This is a genomic window from Bradyrhizobium sp. BR 10289 (genome assembly GCF_019455385.1).
Taxonomy (GTDB): domain Bacteria; phylum Pseudomonadota; class Alphaproteobacteria; order Rhizobiales; family Xanthobacteraceae; genus Bradyrhizobium.
In genome coordinates, this window is the sequence record NZ_JACOFR010000025.1 from 1 (window position 1) to 25,971 (window position 25,971).

Genomic DNA, 25,971 nt, shown 5'->3' on the forward strand with positions numbered 1-25,971 from the left:
GACCGCGGGTGCCAGTCGGCACCCGGTCTTCCCTGCGCCCTCTTGGATGAGAGGGCAAGAGATGAAGCAAAGCTCGGGCGAAATAGCCGCGAGGATGAATATGCATGTCCGCAACCACACACTCACTGTCATCGCCCGGCTTTGACCGGGCGATCCATTACGCCGAGACGGTTGTGATTGAATCGACAGGCTGCGGCTTACTGGATTTCCCGCATTCGCGGGGAATGACAGCGGTACTTGGAGAGCGACATGAACATCTCACATGCGTCATGGCGAGCGTTAATCCATCCCATCGCCCCCACGAATGTGGCGGGAACGCATCGGTTCAGCAAAAAATCCTCTGTCGACGGTCTGTCGCAGTACCTTGATGAATCAACCCCGGTTGGTCCATAAGCGGCGTCCCGCAGCCGGTGGTTCGTCGCCGCGTCGCGTGCTTGGCTAGAAGGATTCTCGCGTGGCAAATATCAACCAGAAAATTGCGCAGGAGCTTGGGGTCCGGGCGGAGCAGGTCGAGGCGGCGGTGACGCTGCTCGACGGCGGCGCCACGGTTCCCTTCATCGCCCGCTACCGCAAGGAAGCGACCGGTGCGCTCGACGACGCGCAATTGCGCACCCTGGAGGAGCGCCTGGTTTACCTGCGCGAGCTGGAAGACCGCCGCAAGGCGATCCTCGAATCGGTCCGCGAGCAGGGCAAGCTCGACGCCGCGCTGGAGGCCTCGATCATGGCGGCCGACAGCAAGGCGCGCCTCGAAGACATCTATCTGCCGTTCAAGCCGAAGCGCCGCACCAAGGCGGAGATCGCCAAGGAGGCCGGCCTCGAGCCGCTCGCCAATCAGCTCATCGCCGAGCCCGGCAACGATCCCAAGGACGTGGCTGAAGCCTATGTCAACGCCGAGAAGGGCGTTGCGGACGCGGCCGCTGCCCTCGACGGTGCGCGCGCCATCCTGGTCGAACGTTTCGACGAGGACGCCGATCTGATCGGCGCGCTGCGCGAAGACATGTGGACCAACGCGCGCATGGCCTCCAAGGTGCGCGACGGCAAGAAGACTGAGGGCGAAAAATTCGCCGACTATTTCGACTTCTCGGAGCCGCTGACCAAGCTGCCCTCGCATAGAATTTTGGCGATGTTCCGCGGCGAGAAGGAGGAGATCCTCGATCTCCAGATCCAGGCGGAGGAAGCGCCGCCGGCCGGCGTGCCTGGCGCCTATGAGCTGAAGATTATGAAGCGGTTCGGCATCGCCGATCTCAAGCGTCCCGGCGACCGCTGGCTGGTCGATACCGTGCGCTGGGCCTGGCGCACCAAGATTCAGGTGCATCTCAACATCGATTTGCGCATGCGGCTGTGGAACGCGGCCGAGACTGAAGCCGTGCGCGTGTTCGCCTCGAATTTGCGCGACCTGCTGCTGGCCGCGCCCGCCGGCACGCGCGTGACCATGGGGCTCGATCCCGGCTACCGCACCGGCGTCAAGGTTGCCGTGGTCGATGCCACCGGCAAGGTGGTGGACACCGCCGTGATCTATCCGCACGAGCCGCAGCGGCAGTGGAACGAGTCGCTGGCCATCCTCGGCAAGCTCGCGCTGAAACACAAGGTCGAGCTGATCGCGATCGGCAACGGCACCGCTTCGCGCGAGACCGACAAGCTCGCCGGCGAGCTTGTCAAAGGCCTCGCCGAATTGAAGATGAACAAGATCGTCGTGTCGGAAGCCGGCGCCTCGGTCTATTCGGCCTCGGCGTTTGCTTCGGAGGAACTGCCCGGCCTCGACGTCACCCTGCGCGGCGCCGTCTCGATCGCTCGCCGTCTGCAGGATCCGCTCGCCGAGCTCGTCAAGATCGAGCCCAAGGCGATCGGCGTCGGCCAGTATCAGCACGACCTCGGCCAGGCCAAGCTGGCGAAGTCGCTCGATGCCGTGGTCGAAGACTGCGTGAACGCCGTCGGCGTCGACGTCAATACCGCCTCCGCGCCGCTGCTCGCGCGCGTGTCGGGCGTCGGCTCGGGCCTGGCACAGAGCATCGTGGCCCATCGCGACGCCAACGGCCCGTTCAAGTCGCGCAAGGCGCTGAAGGAGGTGCCGCGGCTCGGCCCGAAGGCGTTCGAACAGTGCGCGGGGTTCCTGCGCATCCTCGGCGGCGAGGATCCGCTCGATGCCTCCGGCGTGCATCCGGAAGCCTATCCGGTGGTGCGCCGCATCCTCGCGGCCACCAAGAGCGACATCAAGGCGCTGATCGGCTCCAGCGAGATCGTGCGCACCTTGAAGCCGAAGGACTTCGTCGACGAGACCTTCGGTCTGCCGACTGTCACCGACATTCTGAAGGAATTGGAAAAGCCCGGCCGCGACCCGCGTCCGGCGTTCAAGGCCGCGGTGTTCAAGGAAGGCGTCGAGGAGATCAAGGACCTCAAGAAGGGCATGATCCTCGAGGGCACCGTGACCAACGTCGCCGCCTTCGGCGCCTTCGTCGACATCGGCGTGCACCAGGACGGCCTCGTTCACATCTCGGCGATGTCCAAGACCTACATCAAGGATCCGCGCGAGGTGGTGAAGCCCGGCGATATCGTGAAAGTGAAGGTGCTGGACTTCGAGGTCGCCCGCAAGCGCATATCGCTGACCCTGCGTCTCGACGACGAGGTCGGCGCCAAGAAGGATGCACCGGGCATGCAGCGCGACAATTCCTCGCGAAATCCGTCGCGCATGACGTCGTCCGCCCCGCGCAAGCAGGAATCGTCCGGCGGTGGCGGTGCCCTCGCCGAAGCGATGCGCCGCGCCGCTGAAAAGAACAACGGCAAGCGGGCGTGAGTCCTAAACCTCTCCCCGCCCTTTGCGGGGAGAGGTCGGATCGCGTTAGCGATCCGGGTGAGGGGCAAGGCACGAGGTCAACCAGATCAACGGTCCCTCCGACTCTCTCGCTGCTCTCGCCAACTCAATCAGCGCGAGCGAAGCTCGCCGCGGCCTCTCAGAACGGGGCGAAAGAGTGAGAGAGCGTCACCTACACTAACACCCGCGTCAGAATCTGGCGCCTTTGTAAGTTGAGGTACTTGCCCCGTCATCCCATCTTCCCAGTGCGGCGCGGTGACCGCCGCACTGCAAGGAGGATGCTTCGATGAACAACAGGCTTCTCAAGGGCCTCACTGCCGCGACGCTCGCGGCGATGATGGCGGTCGCTTCGCCGGTGCTCGCGCGCGGCGGCGGTGGTGGTGGCGGAGGCCATGGCGGTGGTGGCTTCGGCGGTGGCGGCCATGGTGGCTTTGGCGGCGGCGCGCATTTCGGTGGCGGCGGAATGGGAATGCATGGCGGCTTCGGCGGGATGCGAGCCGGCGGCTTTGGCGGCGCACGCTTTGCCGGCGGACCGGGCTTCGGTGGCGCGCGCTTCGCGCATGCCGCGATCGGGCCGCACTTTGCCGGCCGTCCGTTCATCGGCCGCCACGCCTTCTTCCATCACAATCACTTCCGCCGTTTCGCCTTCTTCGGCGCGCCCTACTACTACGCCAACTATTACAATGGCTATGACGACGGCTGCTGGCGCAGGAGCTTGACGCCCTATGGATGGCAATGGGTCAATGTGTGCGGAGACTATTGGTAGTCGCATCGCCGTACCGCACCATTGTCGAGATCGCCATCGGGCTGTTCCGCCTCGCCCCGGAACGGGATAGTCTGGTGGCGATCGTCGCGCGGAGTTTTGCATGACCGGAGGTCACCGCCGCATCCTGGTCGTCGAGGACGATCCGGAAACCGCAGGTCAGCTCGTCGAGGAGCTGACGACCTCCGGCTATGACGTCGATCTCGCCGCCACGGGCCGCGAAGCCCTCAGCCATGGCGCCGCGCGCGACTATGCCGTGATCACCATCGACCGCATGCTGCCCGACATCGACGGCATCACCGTGATGCGCCAGTTGCGCGACGACGGCATCGCCGCGCCCTTCCTGATCATCTCGGCGCTCGGCGAGGTCGACGACCGCGTCCGCGGCCTGCGCGCCGGCGGCGACGATTATCTGGTCAAGCCGTTCTCCTTCACCGAATTGCTGGCACGGCTGGAGGCACTCGGTCGCCGCAGCGAGACCATCGCCAAGGAAACGGTGCTGCGCGTCGGTGACCTCGCCATCGACCTGATCACGCGCAGCGCCTCCCGCCACGGCCGCAAGATCCCGCTGCTGCCGCGCGAATTCCAGCTGCTCGAATATCTCGTCCGCAACGAGGGCCGCGTCGTCTCCCGCGCGATGCTGCTCCAGCACGTCTGGGACCTGCATTTCGATCCCTCCACCAACATCATCGACGTCTATGTCGGCCGCGTCCGCCGCAAGGTCGACGATGCCCAGGCCTATCCGCTGATCCACACCATCCGCGGCATCGGATATTGTCTCCGTGCTCCTGGCTAAGACGCTCCGCTCCTCGACCTTTCGCCTCGCGCTGGTCGCGATCGCCATATTCGGGCTGATCGTTGCGTCGATCATGGCCTATGTCTATTTCGGCACGATCGCCTATGTGAAGAGCCGGGTCGGCGACGCCGGCGATCACAGCAGTTTTACCGCGATGATCGAGCTCGCGATGGTCGCGGTCGCCGTGTTGCTGGCGGTGCTGGCGGGACTCGCCGCGGTGCTGGTGACGCGGCGCACGGTTGGACGGATCGAGGAGATCAACGCCACCAGCCGTGCCATCATGCTGTCCGCCCTCGACCGGCGCATTCCCCTGCGCGGCAGTCACGACGAGTGGGACCGCGTTGCCGAGAACCTCAACCTGATGCTCGACCGCATCGAGACGCTGATGGGCGAGGTCAAGCAGGTCAGCGACAACGTCGCCCACGATCTGCGCACGCCGCTGACGCGGATGCGCGGCCGGCTGGAAAAGGCCTATCACGCGCCGCGCAACAGCGAGGCCGATGCGACGCTGATCGGCGACACCATCGCCGATCTCGATGCCGTGCTCGGCATGTTCGCCTCGATCACCCGGATCTCGGAGATCGAGACCCGCGCCCGCCGAAGCGCCTTTCGCCCGCTGAACCTGACCGAAATTGCCGGCGAGGTCGTCGAGCTCTACGACGCCGCGGCCGAGCAGGTCGAAACCCGCCTCAGCCTTGACGGCGATCGCGAGGTTGCGATCACCGGCGATCGCGACCTGCTGTTCGACGCCGTCGCCAATCTCGTCGACAACGCGATCAAGCATGGCCGCAAGGGCGGGCAGGTCACGGTGACCTGCCGCAGCGCCGATGGTGGCGCCGGCATCGCGATCGCCGACGATGGTCCAGGCATTCCCGCCGCGGAGCGCGATCACGTCTTCAAGCGATTCTACCGGCTTGAGCAGAGCCGCTACACGCCGGGCAACGGTCTCGGTCTTAGCCTTGTGGCCGCAGTCGCGCGCCTTCATGGCGCCGAGATTGCGCTGCATGACAACGCGCCGGGCCTGACGGTCCGGCTCAGCTTCCCGGCAAAATCATAGCTCGATCACGCCGCGACGGGCCGCATGCGCCACCGCATCGGTGCGGCCGGTGGCATCCAGCTTGTCGAGCAGCGAGCCGACATGGAATTTCACCGTGTGCACGGAGATGCCGAGCTGGCGCGCGATCATCTTGTTGGAGGCCCCTTCCGCCATCAGCGCCAGCACGTCGAGCTCGCGCTGCGTCAGTGCGATGTCCGCAGGTCTGCTGCGGGGATCGCGCGCGACGATGGTTGCCGTGGCCTGCTCGCCGGGCGCGGCGAGACGCAGCCCGGCGACCCTGCCGAGCAGCATCGCCAGGCGATCGGCCAGCGCAGGATCGTCGATCTCCAGCGACAGGACGATCTCGTCCGTTGTGTCCGCGCTCACGCCTCCGGCCTCTCGCCGACCGTGACCTTGAAGCTGACGGGCTCACCGCCGCGGCGCACCGCGACATCGACCACCGCGCCGACGCTCGCCGGTCCCAGCGTCCGCGACAGCGCGCGCACGCCGGAGAGCTTCTGGTCGTTGACCGCGACGATCACATCGCCCTGGCGGATGCCGGCCGCCGCCGAGGGGCCGGCTTTGTCGACATTCATCACCATCGCGCCGATGCCATCGTCGAGCCGCACCGGCTGGAGCCCGAGGCCGAGATATCCGCGCGCAATGCGGCCGCGCGCCTCGAGCTGCGGTGCGACGCGCTCGATCGTTGCGGTCGGAATGACGAGCACGCGGCGTGGCCCGAGCACCGCCATGCCGAAGGCTTCGCCTGATGCATCGAGCGCAAGGCCGCCCTCCTGGCTCGGCCGCAAGCGGACGTCGAGCTCGATCCGCGCATCGATGTCGCCGCCGCGCAAGGAGCGCCAGCCCTTACCCGATGTCGAGACCATTCCGAGCGCGGCGCTCGGTGTCTCGCGGTTGGTGGCAACCACGACCGACAACGCGCCGAGCGGCGGGATTTTCGCGACGAGCTTGGCCGGCGCGACGGCGATCTCGGCGCGCAACAGCGCCATGTCGGTGGTGTGGTCACGGCCGACGATCGTGGCGGCCACGCGGCTGCCGTCGGCAAGGCCGATCTCGACCTCGCCCTCGTCGGCCAGCGCCTCGTCGGCGGTGACGATCAGGCCGTCTTTCCAGACAAACCCGGTCGAGCGGGACCGATGCGAATGCACGGAGACGATGGACGGAGCGGCGCGCGCCACGAGGTCCGCGAGCGCGGTCGACAGTGAGGACAGAGGAGTAAGGTCGGTCATGGCGAGCTCCTGAAGTTGTCCTCAATCTGGGATGTCGCGGGCAATTGCGAAACTGGCCGGGTGGGCAGGAAAAACCTTCCGTAGGACCACGGGCGACGAACATGTGATTGGGAGCCGCTCACGGGAACGTGTAGCAATCCGAAAATTACGCCATATGGCCCTAGACCTTTCCAGCGAGCCCTGACTGATGACCATCGATCTCACCCGCCGCACCCTGCTTCAACTCGCCGGCGCCAGCTCGCTTGCGATGGCAGCCGCAGCGGCCGCGCGCGCCGAAGGTAACCCGCAGGGTACCGGGCCGACCTATGCCAGCCGCACACCGATGCGGGTCGGCATGGTGACACTACGGGTGAAGAACCTCACCACGGTGGCAGATTACTACCGCGACGTGATCGGCCTCACCGTGATGGAGCGTTCGGCAACGGTCGCGAAGCTCGGCACATCAGGCATCACGCTGCTGGTGCTGGAAGCCCGCCCCGATGCTGCGATCGAGCCGCGCAATGCCGCAGGCCTCTATCACACCGCCTTCCTGATGCCGACGCGCAAGGACCTCGCGCGCTGGCTGGTCTATGCCGCCTCGCATCGCGTGAAGCTGTCGGGCTTTGCTGATCACCTCGTCAGCGAATCGGTCTATCTCGACGATCCCGAAGGCAACGGCATCGAGGTCTACGCCGACCGCGATCCCTCGCAATGGCAGTGGAGCGAAGGCAGCGTGAAGATGGCGACCGACGAGCTCGACATCCCCGACCTGCTGTCGCTGACCAACACGCGCGTGCCTGACTACGCCAGGGCGCCGGACGGTTTGCGCATCGGCCACATGCACCTGCGGGTCGGCGATCTCGCGCAGGCGCAGAGCTTCTACCACGGCGCCATCGGCCTCGATCCGACCCGCAGCCGCAACGGCGCCGCGTTCCTGTCGTCGGGCCGCTATCACCATCACCTCGGCATGAATGTCTGGCAGAGCGAGGGCGCCGGCCGGCGCGATGATCAAGCGACCGGCCTTGCCTGGTTTTCGCTGGTGATGGCGAAGCCCGACATCCTCGCCGCCCAGGAGCAGCGCCTGCGCAAGGGCGGCACGCAAGTCACCGCGCTGGCCGATGGCGTGGAGGCGATCGATCCCTGGGGCACGCGGGTGCGGCTGCTCCGGGCGTAAACAGGCAGGGCTGGTTCAGCCAGCCCGACGTTCCAGTCCGATGTCGTCTTCCGACCAGGTCCAGCCGCCGCCTCCGGCACGCTTGGCCACGTAGAGGGCGCGATCGACCCGCTCAAGCAATTGCGACGTCGAGATCGCTGCCGCGGCATCGCTGACGAGAATGCCGGCGCTCGCGCCGATGCGGACCGGAATGTCCGTCAGCAAAAAGGGCATCGAGAGATCGCGGATGGCTTGGCGCGCCAGCGCAAGTGCTTCCTCGCGTCCGTCGTCGCCCTCGGCAATCGGCTTGAGCATCATGAACTCGTCGCCGCCGAAACGAGCGGCGATGCCGGTGTCGCCGATGCAGAACGACAACCTTTCAGCCACCTGACGCAGCAGATCGTCGCCGGCTTGATGGCCGTGACGGTCGTTGACGGGCTTGAAGCCGTCGAGATCGATGGCGACAATGGCGAACTTGCCGCGCGTCGACGCCAGTGCCTGGAAGAAGGCCGCGCGGTTCGGAAGTCCCGTCAGGAAATCATGGGTGGCTTGCCGCGCCAGGCGGAGCTTGTCTTCGATACGTTCGACGAAGGCCGCAGACAGATGCTTGGAGGCCTCGCGCAAGGTCAGCCAGAAGAACACCAGCATCACGGCGCCGAGCTTGTAGGCAAGCTCCGGCCGCAGCAGGCCGGCCATGATGGTCGGCGTCAACAGGACGGCCGCGGTATTCAGGATGATCCAGGGGCGGATCGCGGCTCGCGAGACCATGCCGACGCAGAAGGACATCGACAGCCCGAACGCGATCCAGGCGCCTGGCGCGTCATCGAGCTGGAGCGCCCGATACGACAGCATGCCCAGCGCAAGGCCGAACGCCGATGCGCCTGCCCCGTACAGCCGTTCCCAGCGGATCACGTCTGCATCGGAGAAGTGCGCCGCGCGCGACTTGTAGCGGAACAGCGAATAGATCCGGGCCGCCGCCGTGACGAGGATGAAGACCGAGATCACGGCGTAACCGGTATCGCCGCTCATGATGGCCAGCGCCGCGGCGCCCGTCACGGAGGTGACGCCGATGGCGCAGACCTGCGGCAGCGAAGTGTACAGGAGATCGACGAGCTCGCGCCGGATGCGCGGGTCGGGATGCAGATACCTGGACATCATTGTGAGAGGCATGCCGGCACCATCGCCGCCACTTCCTAACAAGCGGTTCGGGGCAAGGCGCGACATGACAGCCCTGCGCGCAACGTCCTTAAGAAGTGGTCAATGCGCGCGCTTGCTGGCGATTTTTCCGCGTGTTAGCAGCGATGAACGGGCCGCGTAGCGCCCGCTGTTTGGGAACACTGCCTGACATGTCCGACTTCCACGGCGTCTTTCCCTATCTCGTCTCGCCCGTCGATGCCGACGGCACGGTACGCACCGACGTCCTCGCAAAGCTCTGCGACGACCTGATCGGTGCCGGCGTGCACGGGCTGACGCCGCTCGGCTCGACCGGCGAGTTCGCCTATCTCGGCGTGCCGCAGCGAACGGCTGTCGTGCAGACCACGATCGAGGCGGCGCAGGGGCGCGTGCCTATCGTGGCGGGCGTCGCCTCTACCTCGACGGCGGACGCGGTGGTGCAGGCGAAGGGCTATGAGAGGCTCGGCGCCGACGGCATCCTTGCGATCCTGGAGGCGTACTTCCCGCTGAGCGATGCCCAGGTCGAGTCCTATTTCCGCGCCATCGCGGATGCCGTCGACATTCCCGTCGTCATCTACACCAATCCGCAATTCCAGCGCTCCGATCTCACCCTCGACGTGATCGCGCGCCTCGCCGAACATCCGCGCATCGGCTACATCAAGGACGCCTCGACCAACACCGGCCGGCTGCTCTCGATCATGAACCGCTGCGGCGATGCCTTGCGGGTATTCTCGGCCTCCGCCCATATCCCCGCCGCGGTGATGCTGATCGGCGGCCTCGGCTGGATGGCGGGTCCGGCCTGCATCATCCCGCGCCAGAGCGTCGCGCTCTACGACCTCTGCAAGGCCGGCCGCTGGGATGAGGCCATGGCGCTCCAGCGCCGGCTGTGGCGCATCAACGAGGCCTTCGCCCGCTTCAACCTCGCCGCCTGCATCAAGGCCGGCCTTTCGATCCAAGGCTATGATGTTGGCGACCCCGTCCCACCGCAGGCCCCGCTGACTGCCGAGGCGCGCAAGGTCGTGGAAGCCGCGTTGCGAGAGCTGGCCTGAGCTGTCCTTGTCGTCGTCATGGCCGGGCTTGACCCGGCCATCCACGTCTCACCGCACGAAAGAACGTGGATGCCCGGGACAAGCCCGGGCATGACGAATCCGTAGGTTCACCGCCTAAAACCGCGGCTGGCCTCGCATACCTCGATCCGCTAAAAGGCTGCCCGCAGTTTCGAAAAGACCCTGAGGATCCCACGGAATGAATATCCTTCCCGGCAATTTGCGTTTCGGAGCGGGCCAGCCCGTCAAGCGTTTGGAAGACCAGCGGCTGCTGACCGGGAAGGGGCAATTCATCGACGACAAGCCGCAGGACGGCGCGCTGTGGTTGCACGTGCTGCGCTCGCCGCATGCGCACGCGAAGATCGTCTCGATCGACACCAGCGCCGCGGCTGAGATGCCCGGCGTCACCGCGATCTATACCGGCGCGGATCTCGTCAAGGACGACATCGGCACCATTCCGACGCTCAGCATCTTCAAGCGCCCCGACGGCAAGCCGATGACGGTGCCGCCGCGGCGCCTGCTTGCCCATGAGGTCGTGCGTTACACCGGCGAGGCTGTGGCCGCGGTGGTGGCGTCTTCGCGCGCGGAAGCCCAGAGCGCGGCCGAGGCGATCGTGGTCGAATACGACGTGCAGCCGGCGGTTGTCGATCCAGTCGAGGCCGTCAAGCCCGGCGCGCCCGTGGTGTGGCCGGAGGCGCCCGACAACATCGTCGGCGCGATGTCTTACGGCGATGCCGCCAAGGTGGACGAGGCCTTTGCCAAGGCCGCGCACACGGTAGAGCTCGATCTCGTCAGCCAGCGCCTCGTGCCGTCAGCAATGGAGCCGCGCTCGACCATTGCCGAGATCGACGCGAAGACCGGCCGTCTGCTCCTGCACGTACAGTCGCAGACCCCGGCCTCGACCCGTGACGTGCTGGCGGAAGCCGTGCTGAAGCGTCCCAAGGATAGCGTGCGCGTTCTGGTCGGCGACATCGGCGGCGGTTTTGGCCAGAAGACCAACCTCTATCCCGAAGACGGCATCGTCGCTTACGCAGCAACCAAGCTGAACAAAAAAATCCGCTGGCGCGGCGATCGCACCGACGAGTTCGTCGGCGGCACCCATGGCCGGGATCTCACCTCGACGGCGTCCTTCGCACTGGATGAGAAGGGCAAGGTGCTGGCCTATCGCGTCACCTCGATCGGTTGCACCGGCGCCTATTCCTCAGGCGCGGCGAACATCATTCCGCTGGTGCTCGGGCCGTTCGTGCAGACGGGTGTCTACGATCTGCCGCTGGTGCATTTCGAGATCAAGTCGGTGATGACCCACACCGCACCCGTCGGCGCCTATCGCGGCGCGGGCCGCCCCGAGGCTGTCTTCATCGTCGAGCGCCTGTTCGACGCCGCCGCGCGCAAGATCGGCATGGATCCGCGCGCGATCCGCAAAGCCAACTACATCAAGCCGGCGCAGCTGCCCTACACCAACGCCGCCGGCCAGGTTTACGATTCCGGTGCCTTTGCGCACATGCTCGACCGCGCCGTGAAGCTCGCCGACTGGGACGGTTTCGCCGCGCGCAAGAAGGCCGCGAAGAAGAAGGGCCTGCTCTACGGCCGCGGCCTCACCTCCTACATCGAGTGGACCGGCGGCCGCGCCCACACCGAGAAGGTCAGCCTGCACGCGACCTCGCAGGGCCGCGTCGTGCTGCATTCCGGCACCATGGCGATGGGGCAGGGGCTGCAGACCACCTACACCCAGATGATCTCCGACTCGCTCGGCATTCCCCTCGACAAGATCGATGTCGTGCAAGGCGACACCGATCTCGCCATGGGCTTTGGCAGCGTCGGCTCGCGCTCGCTGTTCGTCGGCGGCACGGCCGTCGCCGTCTCCTCCAACGACCTGATCCAGAAGGCGCGCGAGAAGGCGGCCAACGTGCTCGAGACCTCGGTCGAGGACATCGAATACCAGGGCGGCATGCTCACCGTGGTCGGCACCGACCGCCGCATAAGCCTGTTCGATCTCGCCGAGAAGGAGAGTGGCGCAAAACTCAGCGTCGATTCCGAAGGCGAGGTCGATGGTCCCAGCTGGCCGAACGGCACCCATATCTGCGAGGTCGAGATCGATCCGGAGACCGGCGTCTCCAAGGTCGTGCGCTACACTACGGTCGACGACGTCGGCGTCGCCGTGAATCCGATGCTGGTCACCGGCCAGATCCACGGCGGCGTCGCGCAAGGTATCGGCCAGGCGCTGTATGAGGGCGTCTCGTATGACGCCGACGGTCAGCTCCTCACCGCGAGCTACCAGGACTATTGCATCCCGCGCGCCGACGACGTGCCGCCGATCGTGGTGACGCTGGACGATTCCGCGCCCTGCTGTACCAATCCGCTCGGCGCCAAAGGCTGCGGCGAATCCGGCGCGATCGGCGGCCCGCCCTGCGTCACCAACGGCGTGATGGATGCGCTCGCCGAGCTCGGCATCACCCAGCTCAACACGCCGCTGACGCCGCAGAAGATCTGGAAAGCGATCAGGGACGCGAAGGCGGCGGGTTAGTCCGCGTCATCGCGACAATCTCAACTGTCGGCCCGGACAAGCGCGCCAAAAGCGCGCGCCGATCCGGGACCCATAACCACCGAATTGGTTAGTTGCACGCACTGGCAACTCCGAGTCGTCGCAAAGCGATTGCCGCGGAGTATGGGTCCCGGATCTGCGCTTACGCTTGTCCGGGACGACGGCCGGAGTGTGTTGCGCAACAGTCCCTCAAATCCCCGCATCATCTCGTTCGCCATCTGCGGCGATGATCGGCATCGTAGCGTTCCGCGCTGTCGCGCAGCAGGCGCTGCTCATCCCTGAGATTGAGGTCCATGGTCTACTCCGCAGCCGCCGGCGGCTTGCGCACGGAGGGATGCAGTCCGGATGGATCAACCACCATGCCGAACTCCTGAAGATTGTGGGCGTGACACAGCTGATGCAGCGCGAAGGCCTGGTCGATCGCGGCGGGCTGGCCCGTGACGTCGACGGAGCGGTTCACCGCCTCCTTGGTCAGCTTCAGCGCAAAGGATGGCTTTGACGCGATCCGGCGCGCGAGCTCCAGCACGCGCGATGAAAGCTCTGCGCGCGGTACGACCTGGTTGACCATGCCGAGCCGGTGCGCCTCCTCGGCGCTCCAGCTGTCGGCGGTGAACAGAAACTCCTTGGCCTTGCGCGGGCCGAGCTCCCAGGGATGCACGAACCATTCGACGCCGCAGACACCCATCGTCACCACGGGGTCGCAGAACTGTGCATCGTCGCTGGCAACGATGAGGTCGCAAGCCCAGGCCAGCATCAATCCGCCGGCGATGCACTTGCCGTGCACCTCGGCAATCATGGGCTTGGCGAGATTGCGCCAGCGCCGTGTGATCTGGAGATATATTTCCTGTTCGCGCGCGAACCGGCCGTGTGCATTCGGCTCGGCGAAGCCGCCCCAATTTCCGATCGGCGGAAAATCGACGCCGGCGGCGTTCCTAGACCCGGGGCGCAGATCGTGGCCGGAGGAGAAGTGCGGCCCGTTGCCGGCGAGGATGATGACCTTGACGGCGTCGTCCTGCACCGCTTCGTCGAAGGCGGCGTTGAGGTCGTAGGTCATTTGCAGGTTCTGCGCGTTGCGCGCCTCGGGCCGGTTCATCACGACGCGGGCGATCGACGGCTCCGGCCGCTCCACGAGGATGGTCTCGAACGAGGACATCGCGCTCCCCTGATATTCGTTATTGTTATTCGTCCATGTTGACTATTTCGGTCGGGATTAAGCAAGCGGCTTGCGTGAGCCGGCTGCTTTTCGCGCCGCCCGATCAGGAGATCTGGCGCCGCATGCGTTCGATCTGATAGTTTGCCCCCCGATTCCACCGGGAGAAATTTGATGCGCAAGATCCTCACCGTGCTGGCGGCGCTGGCCTCGCTCAGCCTCACCAATTGCGGCTACAACGCGATCCAGAGCGAGGACGAGCAGATCAAGGCCAACTGGTCCGAGGTGGTGAACCAGTATCAGCGCCGCGCCGATCTCGTGCCCAACCTCGTCAATTCGGTGAAGGGCTTTGCGCAGCAGGAGAAGGACGTGCTGCTCGGCGTCACCAATGCCCGCGCCAAGGTCGGCAGCATCCAGGCAACGCCGGAAGTGCTGAACGATCCCGCGGCGTTCCAGAAGTTCCAGGCCGCGCAAGGCGAGCTATCCAGCGCGCTGTCGCGCTTGCTGGTCGTCACCGAGAATTATCCGCAGTTGAAGTCGGACGCCCTGTTCAAGGATCTGATGTCGCAGCTCGAGGGCACCGAGAACCGCATCACTGTGGCCCGCAACCGCTACATCAAATCGGTCCAGGACTATAACGTCACCGTCCGCTCGTTCCCGAGCAACCTCACCGCGATGGTGTTCGGCTACAAGGAGAAGCCGAATTTCACCGTCGAGAACGAGAAGGCGATCTCGACCGCGCCGAAGGTGGATTTCAACCCGGCGCCGTCGAAGTAAGCGCGTTCGGCTCCAATGCGCACCCCACCCGCCGCTGTCATTCCCCGCGCAGGCGGGGAATCCAGTACGCCGCGGCCTCTCCGTAATCCGCCGGCGTCTCTGGAATACTGGATCGCCCGGTCAAGCCGGGCGATGACAGCGAATGTTTGGTGTGCAGCGATCGTCATCGCGCTCCTCCTTACGTTCGTCTTCCCCGCCTTCGCCGACGTCGCCATCCCGCAACTCACCGGCCGCGTGGTCGACCAGACCGGCACGCTCTCGAGCAGCGACATTGCTGCGCTGACGCAAAAGCTGCGCGACTTCGAGACGCGCAAGGGCAGCCAGATCGCCGTGCTGATCGTGCCGACCACGCAGCCCGAGACCATCGAGCAGTTCTCGATCCGCGTTGCGGAGGCTTGGAAGATCGGGCGCAAGAAGGTCGATGACGGCGCCATCCTCGTCGTCGCCAAGAACGACCGGCATTTGCGCATCGAGGTCGGCTACGGCCTCGAAGGCGCGCTCACCGACGTCACCTCGCGGCGCATCATCGACGAGGTCATCACGCCGAAATTCAGGGAGGGCGATTTCGCCGGCGGCATTTCCGCAGGCGCCGACCGGATCATCCGCATCATCGACGGCGAGCCGCTGCCGACGCCCTCGCGCAGCGTGAACTTCGGCAGCTGGAACGACATCGAGCCGCTCTTTTATTTCGTGCTGTTCGGACCGTTGGTCGTCGGCGGATTTCTGCGCGCCATGTTCGGCCGGCTGTTGGGCTCAGTGGTGACCGGGGTGATAGTCGGGCTCCTCGCCTGGTTCGTACTGGAGTCTGCTGTGATCGGCCTCGGCGCCGGTGTGCTCGGCGCCGTCCTGACCTTCGTCGCCGATCTGTTGGGGGTCGGATCTGGGACGGGACGATCAAGCGGCGGCTCGTGGTCGAGCGGCTCCTCGTCGGGGGGCTGGAGCAGCGGCTCGTCGTCGAGCGACAGCGGCAGTTTTAGCGGCGGTGGCGGCAGCTTCGGTGGCGGCGGCGCCTCGGGGAGCTGGTAGTCATGAGCCTCAAACGCATCACCCGCCATCTGCTGCAACATCATTGGCGCGCAAAGCGCGTGTTTCCGCAGGACGCGCTCGCCCGCATCGAGCAGGCGATCAGGCAGGGCGAGGCCACCCATTCCGGCCAGGTCCGCTTCGTCGTCGAAGGCGCACTCGACGGCCGCCCGCTGTTCCGCGGCCAGCTCGCCCGCGAGCGCGCGCTCGATCTGTTCTCGCATCTGCGCATCTGGGACACCGCGCACAACAACGGCGTCCTGATCTATCTCCTGCTCGCCGACCGCGACGTCGAGATCATCGCCGACCGCGGCATCGACGCGAAGGTCGGCGCCGCCGGTTGGGAGGCGATCTGCCGCGCGATGGAGGCGGAGTTCAAAGCGGGCCGGTTCGAGCACGGCGTCATCGCCGGCATCGCGGCGGTGTCGAAAGAGCTGGCTAGGCACTTTCCGCCCGATGGCTCGCATCCGAACGAGCTGCCGGATGCGCCGGTGGTGATGTAGCCGGCCTCGTTCCGGCCAGTGGCGCGATCTTGCGCACTTAGCCGGAGACGGCACAAGTCGACTGTCTGACGACGAGGCCGGTCGGTGGAATGGTGATGCCGGTGGGCCCCGCTCCTTCGCCCGTGATCAGACGAACCAGCATCCGCACAGCCTCATAACCCAGTTGGTCAAGCGGGTAGGCGACCGACGTCACGGCCGGCGTCAGCAGGTCGGCAACGGGTCCGTCATAGAAACTTGCGATGGATAACGCGCCGGGAACATCGAGGGCCAGTTCTCGCGCCACGCGTAGCGCGCCCGCGGCGACCAGATGGTTGGTGGCAAAGAGCGCGGTCGGACGGTCCGCGAGGGCGAGCACCGTGTGCGCACCTGCTTCGCCGCCCTCCCGGTCGTAGCCGCAATCCACTACGAGCCGCTTGTCGAAGCGCAGCCCGCGTTCGGCAAGCCCCTGCTTGAATCCCGCCAGACGCCGTGTGCCGAGGAATCGTCGCGTGCTGCCGAGAAATCCGATCCGCTCGTGGCCGAGGTCGGCCAGATGATTGATGGCGAGCGCCACGCCGGATTTGTCATCCAGCACCACATGCGGCAGCTGCTCGTTCAGGTAACGATTGACGAGCACGGCCGGCGCTCCAAGCCGCTGTACGGCCGCCAATTGCCGCGCTTCCTGTTTGCCGGTGGAGATCAGAAAGCCGTCCACCCTGTTGCTGGAGAGAATACGCGCGGCGAGGTTCGGGTCCTCGCCTTCCTCGCCGATGCCGCCGATCAGCATCGAATATCCGAGTTCGTAGGCCGCCCGTTGCGCGCCCTGAATGATCGCGACGAAGGCCGGGCTGTTGATCTCTGGCACGATCATCGCGAGGCTGCCCGAGCGCGCCAGGCGGAGGCCGCGCGCCTGCGGATTGGGGACGTAGCCCAGCTCCGCGATCGCGCGCCGCACCGTCTCCTTGGTCTCGTCCCGCACGTTGAGGGTCGGGTCGTTGTTCAGGATGCGCGATATCGCGCCGGGCGAGACGCCCGTCGCCTTCGCGACATCGGCTATCGTTACTCTCTTGCCAGCCACCAAGCCTCGCCTCTGGATGATCTCGCGCCGGGGCGACAGGTATCGGTCCGGCTCTCGAATCCTATAGCATCGGAAAGCGGCCGGCGCCGGGCTATCCACCGTCAGTCAGGTAGTCCCAGGCCGATAGCGTGTGGGTCTTGATGACCGTCATGAACTCCTCGACCGACACGCATTCGTTGGCAGCCGCCATGCGCGTCGGTGCCGGCCCATAGATATAAGCGGGCACCTTGTGATAGCGCCAGAACTTGCAATCGGTTGCGCCGAGCGAGGGAACCGCGACCGGGCGCAGACCGGAGACGGTCTCGGCGTTGCGCGCGAGGATGCCGACCATCGGGTGGTCGTGTGCGCATGAATTCGGAGGATTGCTGGCGGCCTCCTGAATGGCGACTTCCGCCTGCGGGTAGTCGGCGAGAATGGTGTGGATGGTCTGCATCACTCGAGCGGCATCCAGGCCGATCGGCAACCGAATGTCCGCCTCGAAGACGCAGGACGCGGGGATCATGTTGACCTTCAGCCCGCCCTGGACGGTGCCGATGTTCAGCGTGAGGCGGGTCAGGACGTCGGCGGCGCCGGCGCCCATCGCGCCGTCCGCTGCCGCGCGCACTTCGGGCAAGGCGAGATAGTTGCGCAAAGAAGGTGAGAGGTCGGGGACGATCGCCTCGATCTGTCCAAGCCGGGTGATCAGGCTCGCAGCGATCCGCGTCGCGCTCTCCGATTTGTGCAGATAGGCGCCATGCGCGCCGGCGGTCCGGACCGTGAAGGTCAGCCGCAGCGTGCCTTTTTCGGCGAAGCGGACGGTCTGCAGCCCACTCGGCTCCGCGTTGATCATGCAGTCGCCATGCCATCGCGTGTCGTTTTCGAGCAGCCAGCGGCTGCCCCAGCGTCCGCCAGTCTCCTCATCCGACACGGCGGTGAGGCCAAGGCTGCCCGACAGCGCGGCGCGGCGGGCGTGCAGGTAGCTGAACGCGATGATCGAGGCGGCGGTGCCGGCCTTCATGTCGCAGGCTCCGCGGCCATGCACGCAGCCATCTTCCAGCGCGCCCGACCAGGGATCGCGCGTCCAGCCGCTGCCGTCACCCACCGGAAACACGTCGATATGGCCGTTCATCACCAGGCGCCGTCCGCTGCGTCTCCCCTCGAATTCGGCGACGATATTGGGCAGGTCCTCCCGCGGGGCGACGATCGACGGCTCGATGCCGCGGTTTGCGAGGTAATGCGTCACGACGCGCGCGGCCCGCCGCGTATCGCCTGGCGGATTGGGCGACGGCTCCCGAATGAACGCCTGGAGAAACGCGATGTGGGAGGCTCGATCGCGCTCGATCTGGGCGATCAGATCCTCTTTCGTGACATGATGCATTGACATTCCTTCCGGTCCTTGTAGTTTAGTAAAACGATTTACTAAAGCGAGAATCCAAAGGCAAGCCGGTAGCTCCAGACCCGCGGCGACGAGCCGGCGGCACGCTGGCGATCGCGCAAATGAATGTGCAGCGAGCATCGCAGGACGACGAAGACACCGTCATGGCAAGCGTATTGAGTGAAAATCCCGTCCTGGGCGGGCGAGACGGCTTTACCGAGGACATCTCGGAGTTCGAGCATGTGCGGCGGAAGCACGTCGGCCGCTATGTCAGCGCCGCGCTGATCGTCGCGCTCGTGTCCTGGGTCGTCATGGCGTTTGCCCACGGCCGGATCGAATGGGCCGTCGTCGGACAATATCTTGCGGTGCGCAGCATCGTCGTGGGCCTTGGCAACACGGTGCTGATGACGGCGCTCGCAATGCTGCTCGGCGTCTCCATCGGCGTGACCGTCGCCGTCATGCGGCTGTCGGCGAACCCGGTGATCAATTGCGCGGCGGCCGGCTATGTCTGGTTCTTCCGCGGCACGCCCGTGCTGCTGCAACTGTTGCTGTGGTTCAACCTTGCCCTGGTCTTCCCCAGTCTCGGCATTCCCGGGCTTGTCGAGGTGCCGACCGTCGAAGTGATGACGCCCTTCCTCGCTTCGTTGCTGGGGCTCGGCATCAATCAGGGAGCCTATACGTCCGAGGTGGTGCGCGCCGGCCTGTTGTCTGTCGACCAGGGCCAATACGAGGCGGCCAAGGCGATCGGCATGCCTAACTTGCAAGCGCTGCGCCGGATCATCCTTCCCCAGGCCATGCGCGTGATCGTCCCACCGATCGGCAACGAACTGATCGGCATGGTGAAGCTGACCTCGCTGGCGAGCGTGATCCAGTTTCCGGAAATCGTCTATAGCGCCGAAAACATCTATTACGCGAACAACCGTGTCATCGAGCTGCTGATCGTCGCGGGCATCTGGTACGTCGTCGTCGTCACGGTGCTCTCCACCCTCCAAGGACGGGTCGAACGATATTTTGCACGCGGCGCCGGCGCCTTCGGCGCAACGAGACGAGCCGGGGCATCGACGTGACGCCCATCGTCAAATCTGTCGCCCCGCGCAAATCCTTCGGCGGGTTCGAAGCACTGAAGGGCATTGATCTCGAAATCGACCGTGGCGAGGTGCTGTGCATTGTCGGCCCGTCAGGCTCGGGCAAGAGCACCTTCCTGCGCTGCATCAACCAGCTCGAAGTCATCGATGGTGGTGCCCTGTGGGTCAACGGCGAACTTGTCGGTTACCGGCGCACCGGCCGCAAGCTGTTCGAGCTGTCCGAGCGCGAGATCGCGCGGCAACGACTTGCGACCGGCATGGTGTTCCAGCGCTTCAACCTGTTTCCGCACAAGACCGCCCTGGAGAACGTCATTGAAGGCCCGGTTCAGGTCTTGAAGATGGAGCGCAGGCAGGCCGAATTGGCCGCCAAAGAGCTGCTCGCGCGCGTGGGTCTTGCGCACAAATGCGGGGCTTATCCGATCGAGCTGTCGGGCGGCCAGCAGCAGCGGGTCGCAATCGCCCGCGCGCTCGCGATGAAGCCGGCGTTGATGCTGTTCGACGAGCCGACCTCCGCGCTCGATCCGGAGCTCGTCGGTGAAGTGCTTTCCGTCATGCGCGACCTCGCGCGGAGCGGAATGACCATGATCGTCGTCACGCACGAACTGGGATTCGCGCGCGAAGTCGCGAACCGGGTGCTGTTCATGGATCAGGGGCTGGCGGTCGAAGCCGGCTCGCCGGAACAGGTCCTCGGCAGGCCAACCCAGGCCCGCACACGCGATTTCATCTCGGCGGTGCTGGGCTAGCCATTCGACGCCATCGGCGCGCACAGGGGAAATATCATGTTGTCACGATCCAGCCTTTGTTTTGCAGCCCTCGCCGTTGTGATCGGGCTCGGCCAGGCTACGGGTATCGCTAACGCGCAGGGGGCGAAGACAATCCTCAATGCGGCGACGGTGCCGAAATATCCTCCTTTCGAATTCAAGGACCCGGCATCCGGCAAGCTGATCGGTTTCGACGTCGATATCGTTGAGGCGATCGCCGCCAGGATCGGCGTCAAGGTCAATTGGATCGATTCGAGCTTCGATCAGCTGATCAGTTCGGTCGAGACCAAGCGGGCGGACGTCATCGTGGCTGGTATGGCCGATACGCCGGAGCGTCGGGAAACCGTGAGTTTTCTCGATTACCTCCACGCCAACACGGTGTTCTTCACGCTGCGTGCCAATGCCGCGCGCTTTCCTGATCTGGATGCGCTGTGCGGCAAACGGGTCGCCACCGCGCGCCGGACCATCTGGCCCGCGGCGGTCGAGAAATGGAGCGACGAGCATTGCACCGCAGCCGGCAAGCCTGCCGTGGTTGTCGTGGGCACGGACGGATCACCGGATACGCGGCTGCAGTTGAACCAGGGGCGCGCGGATGCAGCCGTCCAGGGCGCCGAGACCATCCCGTATCAGAACACGATCGAGGGCAACCGCTACGTCATTCTCGGCAAGCCATTCCTCGTTCAGGACATGGGACTCGGATTCGCCAAAGACGATGCGCCGTTCGGGCTGAAGCTCAAGCAGGCGCTCGCGGCGCTCATGGTCGATGGCAGCTATCAGGAGCTGCTGCGCAAATGGGACCTAACGGGCAGTGCGGTCGAGCAAGCCATGATCAACGGCCAGCCCTGATGTGTCGTCGCGCCCTCTAAATCGTCCGGCTTGTCCAGATCCCTGGCCAATTGCATGATCGGCTCGAAATTCGAGCGCGCGTCCAGTGCGCTCCTCAAGAGGCTATGCGATTCTGCGATCGCAATTCGCATCGCTTCCTGCGGTGTGTTCCGGCGGGCCCGCGAAAGTCAGGCACTACGCCATCGCCGATAGCTCGAGGACAACCCGGCATCGATCAGGATGGTGCGCGCCCAGCCGCGGGAAGCACTGGTCTGTCCGTCCCATTCCGTGGCCGTTCATCTTCACCCGGTTACAAATTGTTTCATGCCTGCCACGCCGGTTCCACTTTCCCGACCCAATTCGGCCCCGGAAGAGTTCCTAAAATTTCGGTAAGCGGGTCCGCGGGTAAGGATTTCGCAAGCAATGAAAGTTACCAAAAGGTCAACCGAGACTGGAGTATTTGAGCCGTGAGCGAACCGATGACTGAGCAGGCCGCCCAGGATACTGGCGTCGTTGAAGCTGCGGCGACCGCGCTGCAGGCCGTCGAGCCTGCCGGCATCGAGGCCCCTTCGATTGCCCCCGACCACGAGACGCTGCCCAAACCTGATCCGGTGAAGGCGGAAGCCCCCAAGGTCGAGCCGCCCCCGATCGTGGTGCCCAAGAGTGAGATCAAGACTGAGATCAAGACCGAGATAAAGGCTGAGCCGAAGGGCGAGACCAAAGCTGAGCCGAAGCTCGGCAAGCTCATCGTCATGGCGCCGTCGGAGCGCTCCTGGGATCGTGAGGAGTTTGCCCCGCATGTGAAGGCGGAGGAGCCCCGCGAGACCGGAGCCAAGCGCCGCCTGTCGGCGATGGCCGCGGTGGTGGCGATTGCGGCGAGCGTCGGCGCCATCAGCGGCGCGCTCGCGACCGCCGGCGTGATGCATTTTGCTGCCCCGGCCGTCGCGCCTGCTCAGGTCGCCGATACCAGCGCGCTGGATGCGTCCATTGCGCGGATCGATGCCGACATCGTTGCGCTCAAGGCCAATGTCGAGCACACCTCCAAGACCGGCCTCAGCCAGTTCAATCGCGCCAATGATCGCCTCGACAAGCTCGAAAAGGCGCAGGCCGAGCCGATGGCCAAGATCGCAAAACTGTCCGAGACCGTCGACAAGCTCCGCGCCACGCCGCCGGCAGCCCCCGCGCAGGCTGCAGCAGCTCCCGCGGCGCCCAAGGAGACCACCGGCTCGATCGCGCCGACCCAGGTTGCGACCGCCGCCGCCGCACCGGCTCCCGCGCCCGCCGCTCCCAAGACCGAGGTCGGACGTTTGCCGACGATCGAAGGCTGGAGGCTGCGCAATGCCGCCAATGGCGGTGCGCTGATCGAAGGTCGCGACGGCCTCTACGAGGTCTATCCGGGCGATCCCATCCCCGGCATCGGCCGCGTCGATGCGATCCGCCGCCAGGACGGCCGCTGGGTGGTCGTCACCAGCAAGGGCCTGATCGTCTCGCGCTAAGCGTCCGATATAGCACTTTTGAAAAGGCGCTTCACCACCCTGTGAAGCGCCTTTTTGCTTGAATAGGCTCGCGCCGCCGGTGTTACTGAAGGCATGAGCCGCGCGTTGCGAATTCTCCTTGCTGTCGTCGTCTTGCTCGGCGGCGTCGTGCCGTCTTTTGCCGCAGAGAACGCACAGCCCATGCGCGGCACTGCGATCACCGATCGCGATCTCCTGCGCAAGCTCGACCATGACGACAGGCTGACGATCTCGCGGCTGCTCTGGCCGGAGCGCAACGCGAACTTTCCGCTCACGACCGATATGCTGTTCGGGTCGCTGCCGCAGCTCAAGGATATTCCCCCCGCCATCGATGCGGAGTTCGATCGCTATGTCGCGCAGCAGAAGGCGGCCTGGCCGACCGAGACCATCGGCGTCGGCGAAGGCTTTGACGTGCAGCTGTTCGACCGCGCCAATCTGAAATCCCGCGACACACGCTTTGTCCTCGCCGGCATCGTCAACCGCATGGACCGTGCCTATGTCTCGGAGGAGGCCTGCGGCGAGATCCGGCTGATCTACCGTCTCGCCCGTTTCGAGACCAGGCCCAACGGCAGCACGAGCGCGACGCGCCTGCCGATGACATTCAACCTGGTGATGAAGGCACGAGATCCTCATCAGGTCGATGCGGGCGGCAAGCCCGTCACCTGCGCCGAGGTCGCGCGGCGCTGGCTCGACAATGGCGACTGGCAGGGCCTGATCGGCGGCGGCCGATCACCCGACGATGCGATGCTCGATCGCATCGAGACAAATATCCAGATCTCGATCGCGCCGAAATCGGCACTGCACGACTTCCGCTCCGACTATCTGCTCAAGGTGTTCAAGTACGACGCCGCAACGAAGACGTTCGAGGAATCGACGCTGGAGAACCAGATCGACCGCGACAGGATTCTGGCCGACGCCGATCTCCGGCGGGAATTCACGTCCTGGCTGCTTGCGCCGGACAATCTCCGCGCGTTCGATCGCGGCACGGTGCTGATCCCGGAAAAGTTTTTGGCCAAGGCTGCATTGGTGCCGACGCCCGCCGGCCTCGATGCATCGGCGATGCAGCCGGAGTTCGGCATGATGCAAGGGGAAGGAACGGGCGAGGGCAAGGCCGATCCCGTCTTCACCGACGACGACGTGGTCGGCGCGCTGAAGCAGGCTGCCGCGCGCGGCATCGATATGCAGAACATCCGCTCGGTCGCGGGTTTCCAGCGCCGTCTCAACGACGTCACCTGCGCCGGCTGCCACCAGACCCGCGGCATCGGCGGCTTCCATTTCCCCGGCGTGGACTGGCTTGCGGACAAGCCGTCCAATTCCACCATCGTGCCAGCCTCGCCGCATTTCGTCGGCGACCAGATCCGCCGCCGTGACATCCTGACCGCCTTCGCCGCAGGCAAACGCCCTGATTTCTCGCGCGGATTTGCCAGCCGCCCGCAAACCCGCGGCAGCGCCGAGCTCGCCGGCACCGAATATCAGGACGGCTGGGGCGCACATTGTTCCCTGCAAAATGCGGGATCGGGAACGCCCGATAAGAGTTTTACGTCATGGAGCTGTGCTAAGGGTCTGACCTGTCAGGCCGCCGCGGCCTCGAGCCGCATCGGCATGTGCTTCATCAGGACGCGTTAGGCCACCTCCAGCCGATTTGGATGACCCATGACGGAGACGAGCGAAGCCAACAAGGAACGCAATCGCGAGATTGCGCGAAATGAGGAGGCCAAGCAGATCACCGGCAGCATCCGCGTCAGCACCTGGGCGGTCGCGGTGGTCGTCATCGTCGGCGGGATTCTCTTCACGCTGGGCTGGCTGGCGTTGAAATAGCCGGCGCTACTCTCGCCGTCATTGCGAGCGAAGCGAAGCAATCCAGTAATGCATGCGGGGTGGGATTCTGGATTGCTTAGTCGCTTCGCCCCTCGCAAAGACGGAATATGCGGCGCGAGCTCAGCCCACCGCCCCCGAACCCCGCAGCTTCTTGATCGCCTGCTCGTCGTATCCCGCCCCGCGCAAAATCTCGTCACTGTGCTCGCCGACCGCCGGCGGCTTGCGCGGCTGGACCTTCTTGGCGCCTTCGATCCAGATCGGGCTGGAGATGGTGAGCATGGTGTCGTTCTCGAACGGCACCAGCACCTCGTTGTCGAGCATCTGCTTGTCGTTGGGAATATCGTCGAGAATGGCGACGATGCCGAAAACAAGGCCGTTGCCGTCGAGGATCTTGCGCCATTCGGCGAGATCCTTGGTCGCAAAGGTCTCGTCAAAAATCTTGATCAGCTCCACCGAGCGGGCGTGGCGGTCGGGTTTGGTGGCGAAGCGCGGATCGGTGATGAGGTCTTCGCGCCCGAGGCACTTGGCCAGCGTCGGAAACTGCTTCTCCTCGTTCAGCAGTGACAGGATCAGCCAGCGGCCGTCCTTGCACTGATAGTGATTGGCGACCGCGTTGAGCGCGCGCTCGCGCGGCCGCCGTTCGCCGAACTTGGCCCCGCAGAGCTTGGCCTGCGCCAGCACGCTCGCCGCCCACACCCCGTTCGCCATCAGATTGGAGGCGACATGTGAGCCCTTGCCGGTCTTCTCGCGCTGATACAGCGCGGTGACGATGGCGCCGTAGAACGCCATGGCGCAGGGGTGGTCGCCCATCCCGGCGACGGAACGGGCCGGTGTGGTGTCGGTGTCGGCCCGGACGAGGTCCATCAGGCCGGAGCGCGCCCAATAGGCGTTGCTGTCGAAGCCGGGCTTGTTGGCCTCTTCGCCCTTCTCGCCGTAGCCGGTGAAGGAGGCGTAGATCAGCCGGTCGTTGAGATGGGCGAGGTGGTCATAGGTGATGCCGAGCTTGGCGCGCACCGGCGGCGGCATGTTGGTGATGAAGACGTCGGCCTCTTCCACCAGTCTGTAGAGCACGGCCTGCGCTTCCGGCTTTGCAAGGTCGAGCGCGATGCTCTTCTTGTTGCGGGCCTCCAGCAGCCAGGCGAAATTGTGCTCGCCGGTGGGATAGCCGGGCAGATTGGGCAGATTGCGGTAGGGATCCCCGGTGCCGGGCGGCTCGATCTTGACGACATCGGCGCCGAAATCCGACAGCACGGTCGCAGCGGCAGGGGCGGCGATGAAGCTCGCGCAGTCCAGAACCTTCAGCCCCGCAAAAATGCCTTTTTCCATCGCGGCGTTGCTCCCTTAGCTCTTGTTGTTTCCCGCTGGCTGGAATTCATAATCCCTGACGGCGCAACCATTTGACCGATGTTTTGGCGGGATGCAACGGCTTCCGGCCGGCGCCTTGCCGGGGGCGGCATGCCTGACGGTTATGGCAATCCGCCCGTCCCGGTTGTACAGCTTCTTGGCCCGCGCGCTCGTTCCGGAATCGGCGCGTCGTCGTCTCGAAGGAACTGCCGG

General features: G+C 65.3%; 23 protein-coding genes. 16 read left to right on the top strand and 7 right to left on the bottom strand.

Features of this window, described 5'->3' with window-relative positions; translation table 11 throughout:
• Positions 1 to 454: 454 nt before the first annotated feature.
• From HYH08_RS30270 to HYH08_RS30285, 4 genes are all read left to right on the top strand, one after another.
• On the top strand, positions 455 to 2,791 hold the full coding sequence (locus HYH08_RS30270) for a Tex family protein (protein WP_220013487.1): 2,337 nt from the start codon (positions 455 to 457) through the stop codon (positions 2,789 to 2,791).
• A 304-nt stretch (positions 2,792 to 3,095) separates the two neighbouring features.
• Complete coding sequence (locus HYH08_RS30275) at positions 3,096 to 3,575, top strand: hypothetical protein (protein ID WP_220013489.1); 480 nt, start codon at positions 3,096 to 3,098, stop codon at positions 3,573 to 3,575.
• Positions 3,576 to 3,675: 100 nt separating this feature from the next.
• Positions 3,676 to 4,368: a response regulator transcription factor gene (locus HYH08_RS30280; RefSeq protein ID WP_220013490.1), complete on the top strand. Its 693-nt coding sequence runs from the start codon at positions 3,676 to 3,678 to the stop codon at positions 4,366 to 4,368.
• Positions 4,355 to 5,425 carry a sensor histidine kinase gene (locus HYH08_RS30285; protein WP_220013491.1) on the top strand — a complete coding sequence of 357 codons (1,071 nt, stop codon included), beginning with the start codon at positions 4,355 to 4,357 and terminating at the stop codon, positions 5,423 to 5,425. The genes HYH08_RS30280 and HYH08_RS30285 overlap by 14 nt, the downstream gene beginning before the upstream one ends.
• Here HYH08_RS30285 and HYH08_RS30290 read toward each other — a convergent pair.
• On the bottom strand, positions 5,420 to 5,791 hold the full coding sequence (locus HYH08_RS30290) for a response regulator transcription factor (RefSeq protein ID WP_220013492.1): 372 nt from the start codon (positions 5,789 to 5,791) through the stop codon (positions 5,420 to 5,422). The genes HYH08_RS30285 and HYH08_RS30290 overlap by 6 nt on opposite strands.
• Entirely contained in the window at positions 5,788 to 6,654 is an 867-nt protein-coding gene (locus HYH08_RS30295) for a S1C family serine protease (RefSeq protein WP_220013493.1), read from the bottom strand. The genes HYH08_RS30290 and HYH08_RS30295 overlap by 4 nt, the downstream gene beginning before the upstream one ends.
• Positions 6,655 to 6,841: 187 nt before the next feature.
• Here HYH08_RS30295 and HYH08_RS30300 point away from each other — a divergent pair, with 187 nt between their 5' ends.
• Entirely contained in the window at positions 6,842 to 7,807 is a 966-nt protein-coding gene (locus HYH08_RS30300; RefSeq protein WP_220013494.1) for a VOC family protein, read from the top strand.
• 15 nt (positions 7,808 to 7,822) lie between these two features.
• On the opposite strand, the gene HYH08_RS30305 is transcribed toward HYH08_RS30300, so the two are convergent.
• Positions 7,823 to 8,944, bottom strand: a complete 1,122-nt coding sequence (locus HYH08_RS30305; protein WP_502789086.1) for a diguanylate cyclase domain-containing protein — start codon at positions 8,942 to 8,944, stop codon at positions 7,823 to 7,825.
• A 188-nt stretch (positions 8,945 to 9,132) separates the two neighbouring features.
• Here HYH08_RS30305 and HYH08_RS30310 point away from each other — a divergent pair, with 188 nt between their 5' ends.
• Complete coding sequence (locus HYH08_RS30310; RefSeq protein WP_220013496.1) at positions 9,133 to 10,008, top strand: dihydrodipicolinate synthase family protein; 876 nt, start codon at positions 9,133 to 9,135, stop codon at positions 10,006 to 10,008.
• A 196-nt stretch (positions 10,009 to 10,204) separates the two neighbouring features.
• Positions 10,205 to 12,529, top strand: a complete 2,325-nt coding sequence (locus HYH08_RS30315; protein ID WP_220013497.1) for a xanthine dehydrogenase family protein molybdopterin-binding subunit — start codon at positions 10,205 to 10,207, stop codon at positions 12,527 to 12,529.
• A gap of 316 nt (positions 12,530 to 12,845) precedes the next feature.
• Here HYH08_RS30315 and HYH08_RS30320 read toward each other — a convergent pair whose 3' ends face one another.
• Positions 12,846 to 13,700: an enoyl-CoA hydratase gene (locus HYH08_RS30320; RefSeq protein WP_220013498.1), complete on the bottom strand. Its 855-nt coding sequence runs from the start codon at positions 13,698 to 13,700 to the stop codon at positions 12,846 to 12,848.
• Positions 13,701 to 13,871: 171 nt separating this feature from the next.
• On the opposite strand from HYH08_RS30320, the gene HYH08_RS30325 reads away from it, so the two are divergent.
• From HYH08_RS30325 to HYH08_RS30335, 3 genes are all read left to right on the top strand, one after another.
• Complete coding sequence (locus HYH08_RS30325; protein ID WP_220013499.1) at positions 13,872 to 14,474, top strand: LemA family protein; 603 nt, start codon at positions 13,872 to 13,874, stop codon at positions 14,472 to 14,474.
• Positions 14,475 to 14,606: 132 nt separating this feature from the next.
• Positions 14,607 to 15,500 (top strand): TPM domain-containing protein, encoded by an 894-nt coding sequence (locus tag HYH08_RS30330; protein ID WP_220013500.1) that lies wholly within the window; start codon positions 14,607 to 14,609, stop codon positions 15,498 to 15,500.
• A 2-nt stretch (positions 15,501 to 15,502) separates the two neighbouring features.
• A complete protein-coding gene (locus tag HYH08_RS30335; protein ID WP_220013501.1) occupies positions 15,503 to 16,000 on the top strand; it encodes a TPM domain-containing protein in 498 nt (165 codons plus the stop codon).
• Between the two features lie 37 nt (positions 16,001 to 16,037).
• Here HYH08_RS30335 and HYH08_RS30340 read toward each other — a convergent pair whose 3' ends face one another.
• Positions 16,038 to 17,057 (bottom strand): LacI family DNA-binding transcriptional regulator, encoded by a 1,020-nt coding sequence (locus HYH08_RS30340; RefSeq protein ID WP_220013568.1) that lies wholly within the window; start codon positions 17,055 to 17,057, stop codon positions 16,038 to 16,040.
• 91 nt (positions 17,058 to 17,148) lie between these two features.
• Complete coding sequence (locus tag HYH08_RS30345) at positions 17,149 to 18,414, bottom strand: M20/M25/M40 family metallo-hydrolase (RefSeq protein ID WP_220013502.1); 1,266 nt, start codon at positions 18,412 to 18,414, stop codon at positions 17,149 to 17,151.
• Positions 18,415 to 18,575: 161 nt separating this feature from the next.
• Here HYH08_RS30345 and HYH08_RS30350 point away from each other — a divergent pair, with 161 nt between their 5' ends.
• The 6 genes from HYH08_RS30350 to HYH08_RS30375 all read left to right on the top strand — a co-directional run bounded on the left by HYH08_RS30350 (position 18,576) and on the right by HYH08_RS30375 (position 24,414).
• Complete coding sequence (locus tag HYH08_RS30350) at positions 18,576 to 19,478, top strand: amino acid ABC transporter permease (RefSeq protein WP_220013503.1); 903 nt, start codon at positions 18,576 to 18,578, stop codon at positions 19,476 to 19,478.
• Positions 19,475 to 20,239: an amino acid ABC transporter ATP-binding protein gene (locus HYH08_RS30355; protein ID WP_220013504.1), complete on the top strand. Its 765-nt coding sequence runs from the start codon at positions 19,475 to 19,477 to the stop codon at positions 20,237 to 20,239. Before HYH08_RS30350 ends, HYH08_RS30355 begins: the two co-directional genes overlap by 4 nt.
• Before the next feature lie 78 nt (positions 20,240 to 20,317).
• Entirely contained in the window at positions 20,318 to 21,103 is a 786-nt protein-coding gene (locus tag HYH08_RS30360; RefSeq protein WP_349631473.1) for an ABC transporter substrate-binding protein, read from the top strand.
• A 458-nt stretch (positions 21,104 to 21,561) separates the two neighbouring features.
• On the top strand, positions 21,562 to 22,578 hold the full coding sequence (locus HYH08_RS30365) for a hypothetical protein (protein WP_220013569.1): 1,017 nt from the start codon (positions 21,562 to 21,564) through the stop codon (positions 22,576 to 22,578).
• Between the two features lie 93 nt (positions 22,579 to 22,671).
• The gene (locus HYH08_RS30370) at positions 22,672 to 24,222 is read left to right on the top strand and encodes a hypothetical protein (RefSeq protein ID WP_220013506.1); all 1,551 of its coding nucleotides are present in this window, start codon (positions 22,672 to 22,674) and stop codon (positions 24,220 to 24,222) included.
• 27 nt (positions 24,223 to 24,249) lie between these two features.
• A complete protein-coding gene (locus HYH08_RS30375) occupies positions 24,250 to 24,414 on the top strand; it encodes a hypothetical protein (RefSeq protein WP_220013507.1) in 165 nt (54 codons plus the stop codon).
• A 120-nt stretch (positions 24,415 to 24,534) separates the two neighbouring features.
• Here HYH08_RS30375 and HYH08_RS30380 read toward each other — a convergent pair whose 3' ends face one another.
• Positions 24,535 to 25,740: a CaiB/BaiF CoA transferase family protein gene (locus tag HYH08_RS30380; protein WP_220013508.1), complete on the bottom strand. Its 1,206-nt coding sequence runs from the start codon at positions 25,738 to 25,740 to the stop codon at positions 24,535 to 24,537.
• Positions 25,741 to 25,971 lie beyond the last annotated feature (231 nt).

Coding starts and splice junctions, on each gene's coding strand:
- HYH08_RS30275 (WP_220013489.1), top strand. CDS start 3,096: ATGAACAACAGGCTTCTCAAGGGCCTCACTGCCGCGACGCTCGCGGCG.
- HYH08_RS30280 (WP_220013490.1), top strand. CDS start 3,676: ATGACCGGAGGTCACCGCCGCATCCTGGTCGTCGAGGACGATCCGGAA.
- HYH08_RS30295 (WP_220013493.1), bottom strand. CDS start 6,654: ATGACCGACCTTACTCCTCTGTCCTCACTGTCGACCGCGCTCGCGGAC.
- HYH08_RS30300 (WP_220013494.1), top strand. CDS start 6,842: ATGACCATCGATCTCACCCGCCGCACCCTGCTTCAACTCGCCGGCGCC.
- HYH08_RS30305 (WP_502789086.1), bottom strand. CDS start 8,944: ATGATGTCCAGGTATCTGCATCCCGACCCGCGCATCCGGCGCGAGCTC.
- HYH08_RS30310 (WP_220013496.1), top strand. CDS start 9,133: ATGTCCGACTTCCACGGCGTCTTTCCCTATCTCGTCTCGCCCGTCGAT.
- HYH08_RS30315 (WP_220013497.1), top strand. CDS start 10,205: ATGAATATCCTTCCCGGCAATTTGCGTTTCGGAGCGGGCCAGCCCGTC.
- HYH08_RS30320 (WP_220013498.1), bottom strand. CDS start 13,700: ATGTCCTCGTTCGAGACCATCCTCGTGGAGCGGCCGGAGCCGTCGATC.
- HYH08_RS30325 (WP_220013499.1), top strand. CDS start 13,872: ATGCGCAAGATCCTCACCGTGCTGGCGGCGCTGGCCTCGCTCAGCCTC.
- HYH08_RS30330 (WP_220013500.1), top strand. CDS start 14,607: ATGACAGCGAATGTTTGGTGTGCAGCGATCGTCATCGCGCTCCTCCTT.
- HYH08_RS30335 (WP_220013501.1), top strand. CDS start 15,503: ATGAGCCTCAAACGCATCACCCGCCATCTGCTGCAACATCATTGGCGC.
- HYH08_RS30345 (WP_220013502.1), bottom strand. CDS start 18,414: ATGCATCATGTCACGAAAGAGGATCTGATCGCCCAGATCGAGCGCGAT.
- HYH08_RS30350 (WP_220013503.1), top strand. CDS start 18,576: ATGGCAAGCGTATTGAGTGAAAATCCCGTCCTGGGCGGGCGAGACGGC.
- HYH08_RS30365 (WP_220013569.1), top strand. CDS start 21,562: ATGACTGAGCAGGCCGCCCAGGATACTGGCGTCGTTGAAGCTGCGGCG.
- HYH08_RS30370 (WP_220013506.1), top strand. CDS start 22,672: ATGAGCCGCGCGTTGCGAATTCTCCTTGCTGTCGTCGTCTTGCTCGGC.
- HYH08_RS30375 (WP_220013507.1), top strand. CDS start 24,250: ATGACGGAGACGAGCGAAGCCAACAAGGAACGCAATCGCGAGATTGCG.
- HYH08_RS30380 (WP_220013508.1), bottom strand. CDS start 25,740: ATGGAAAAAGGCATTTTTGCGGGGCTGAAGGTTCTGGACTGCGCGAGC.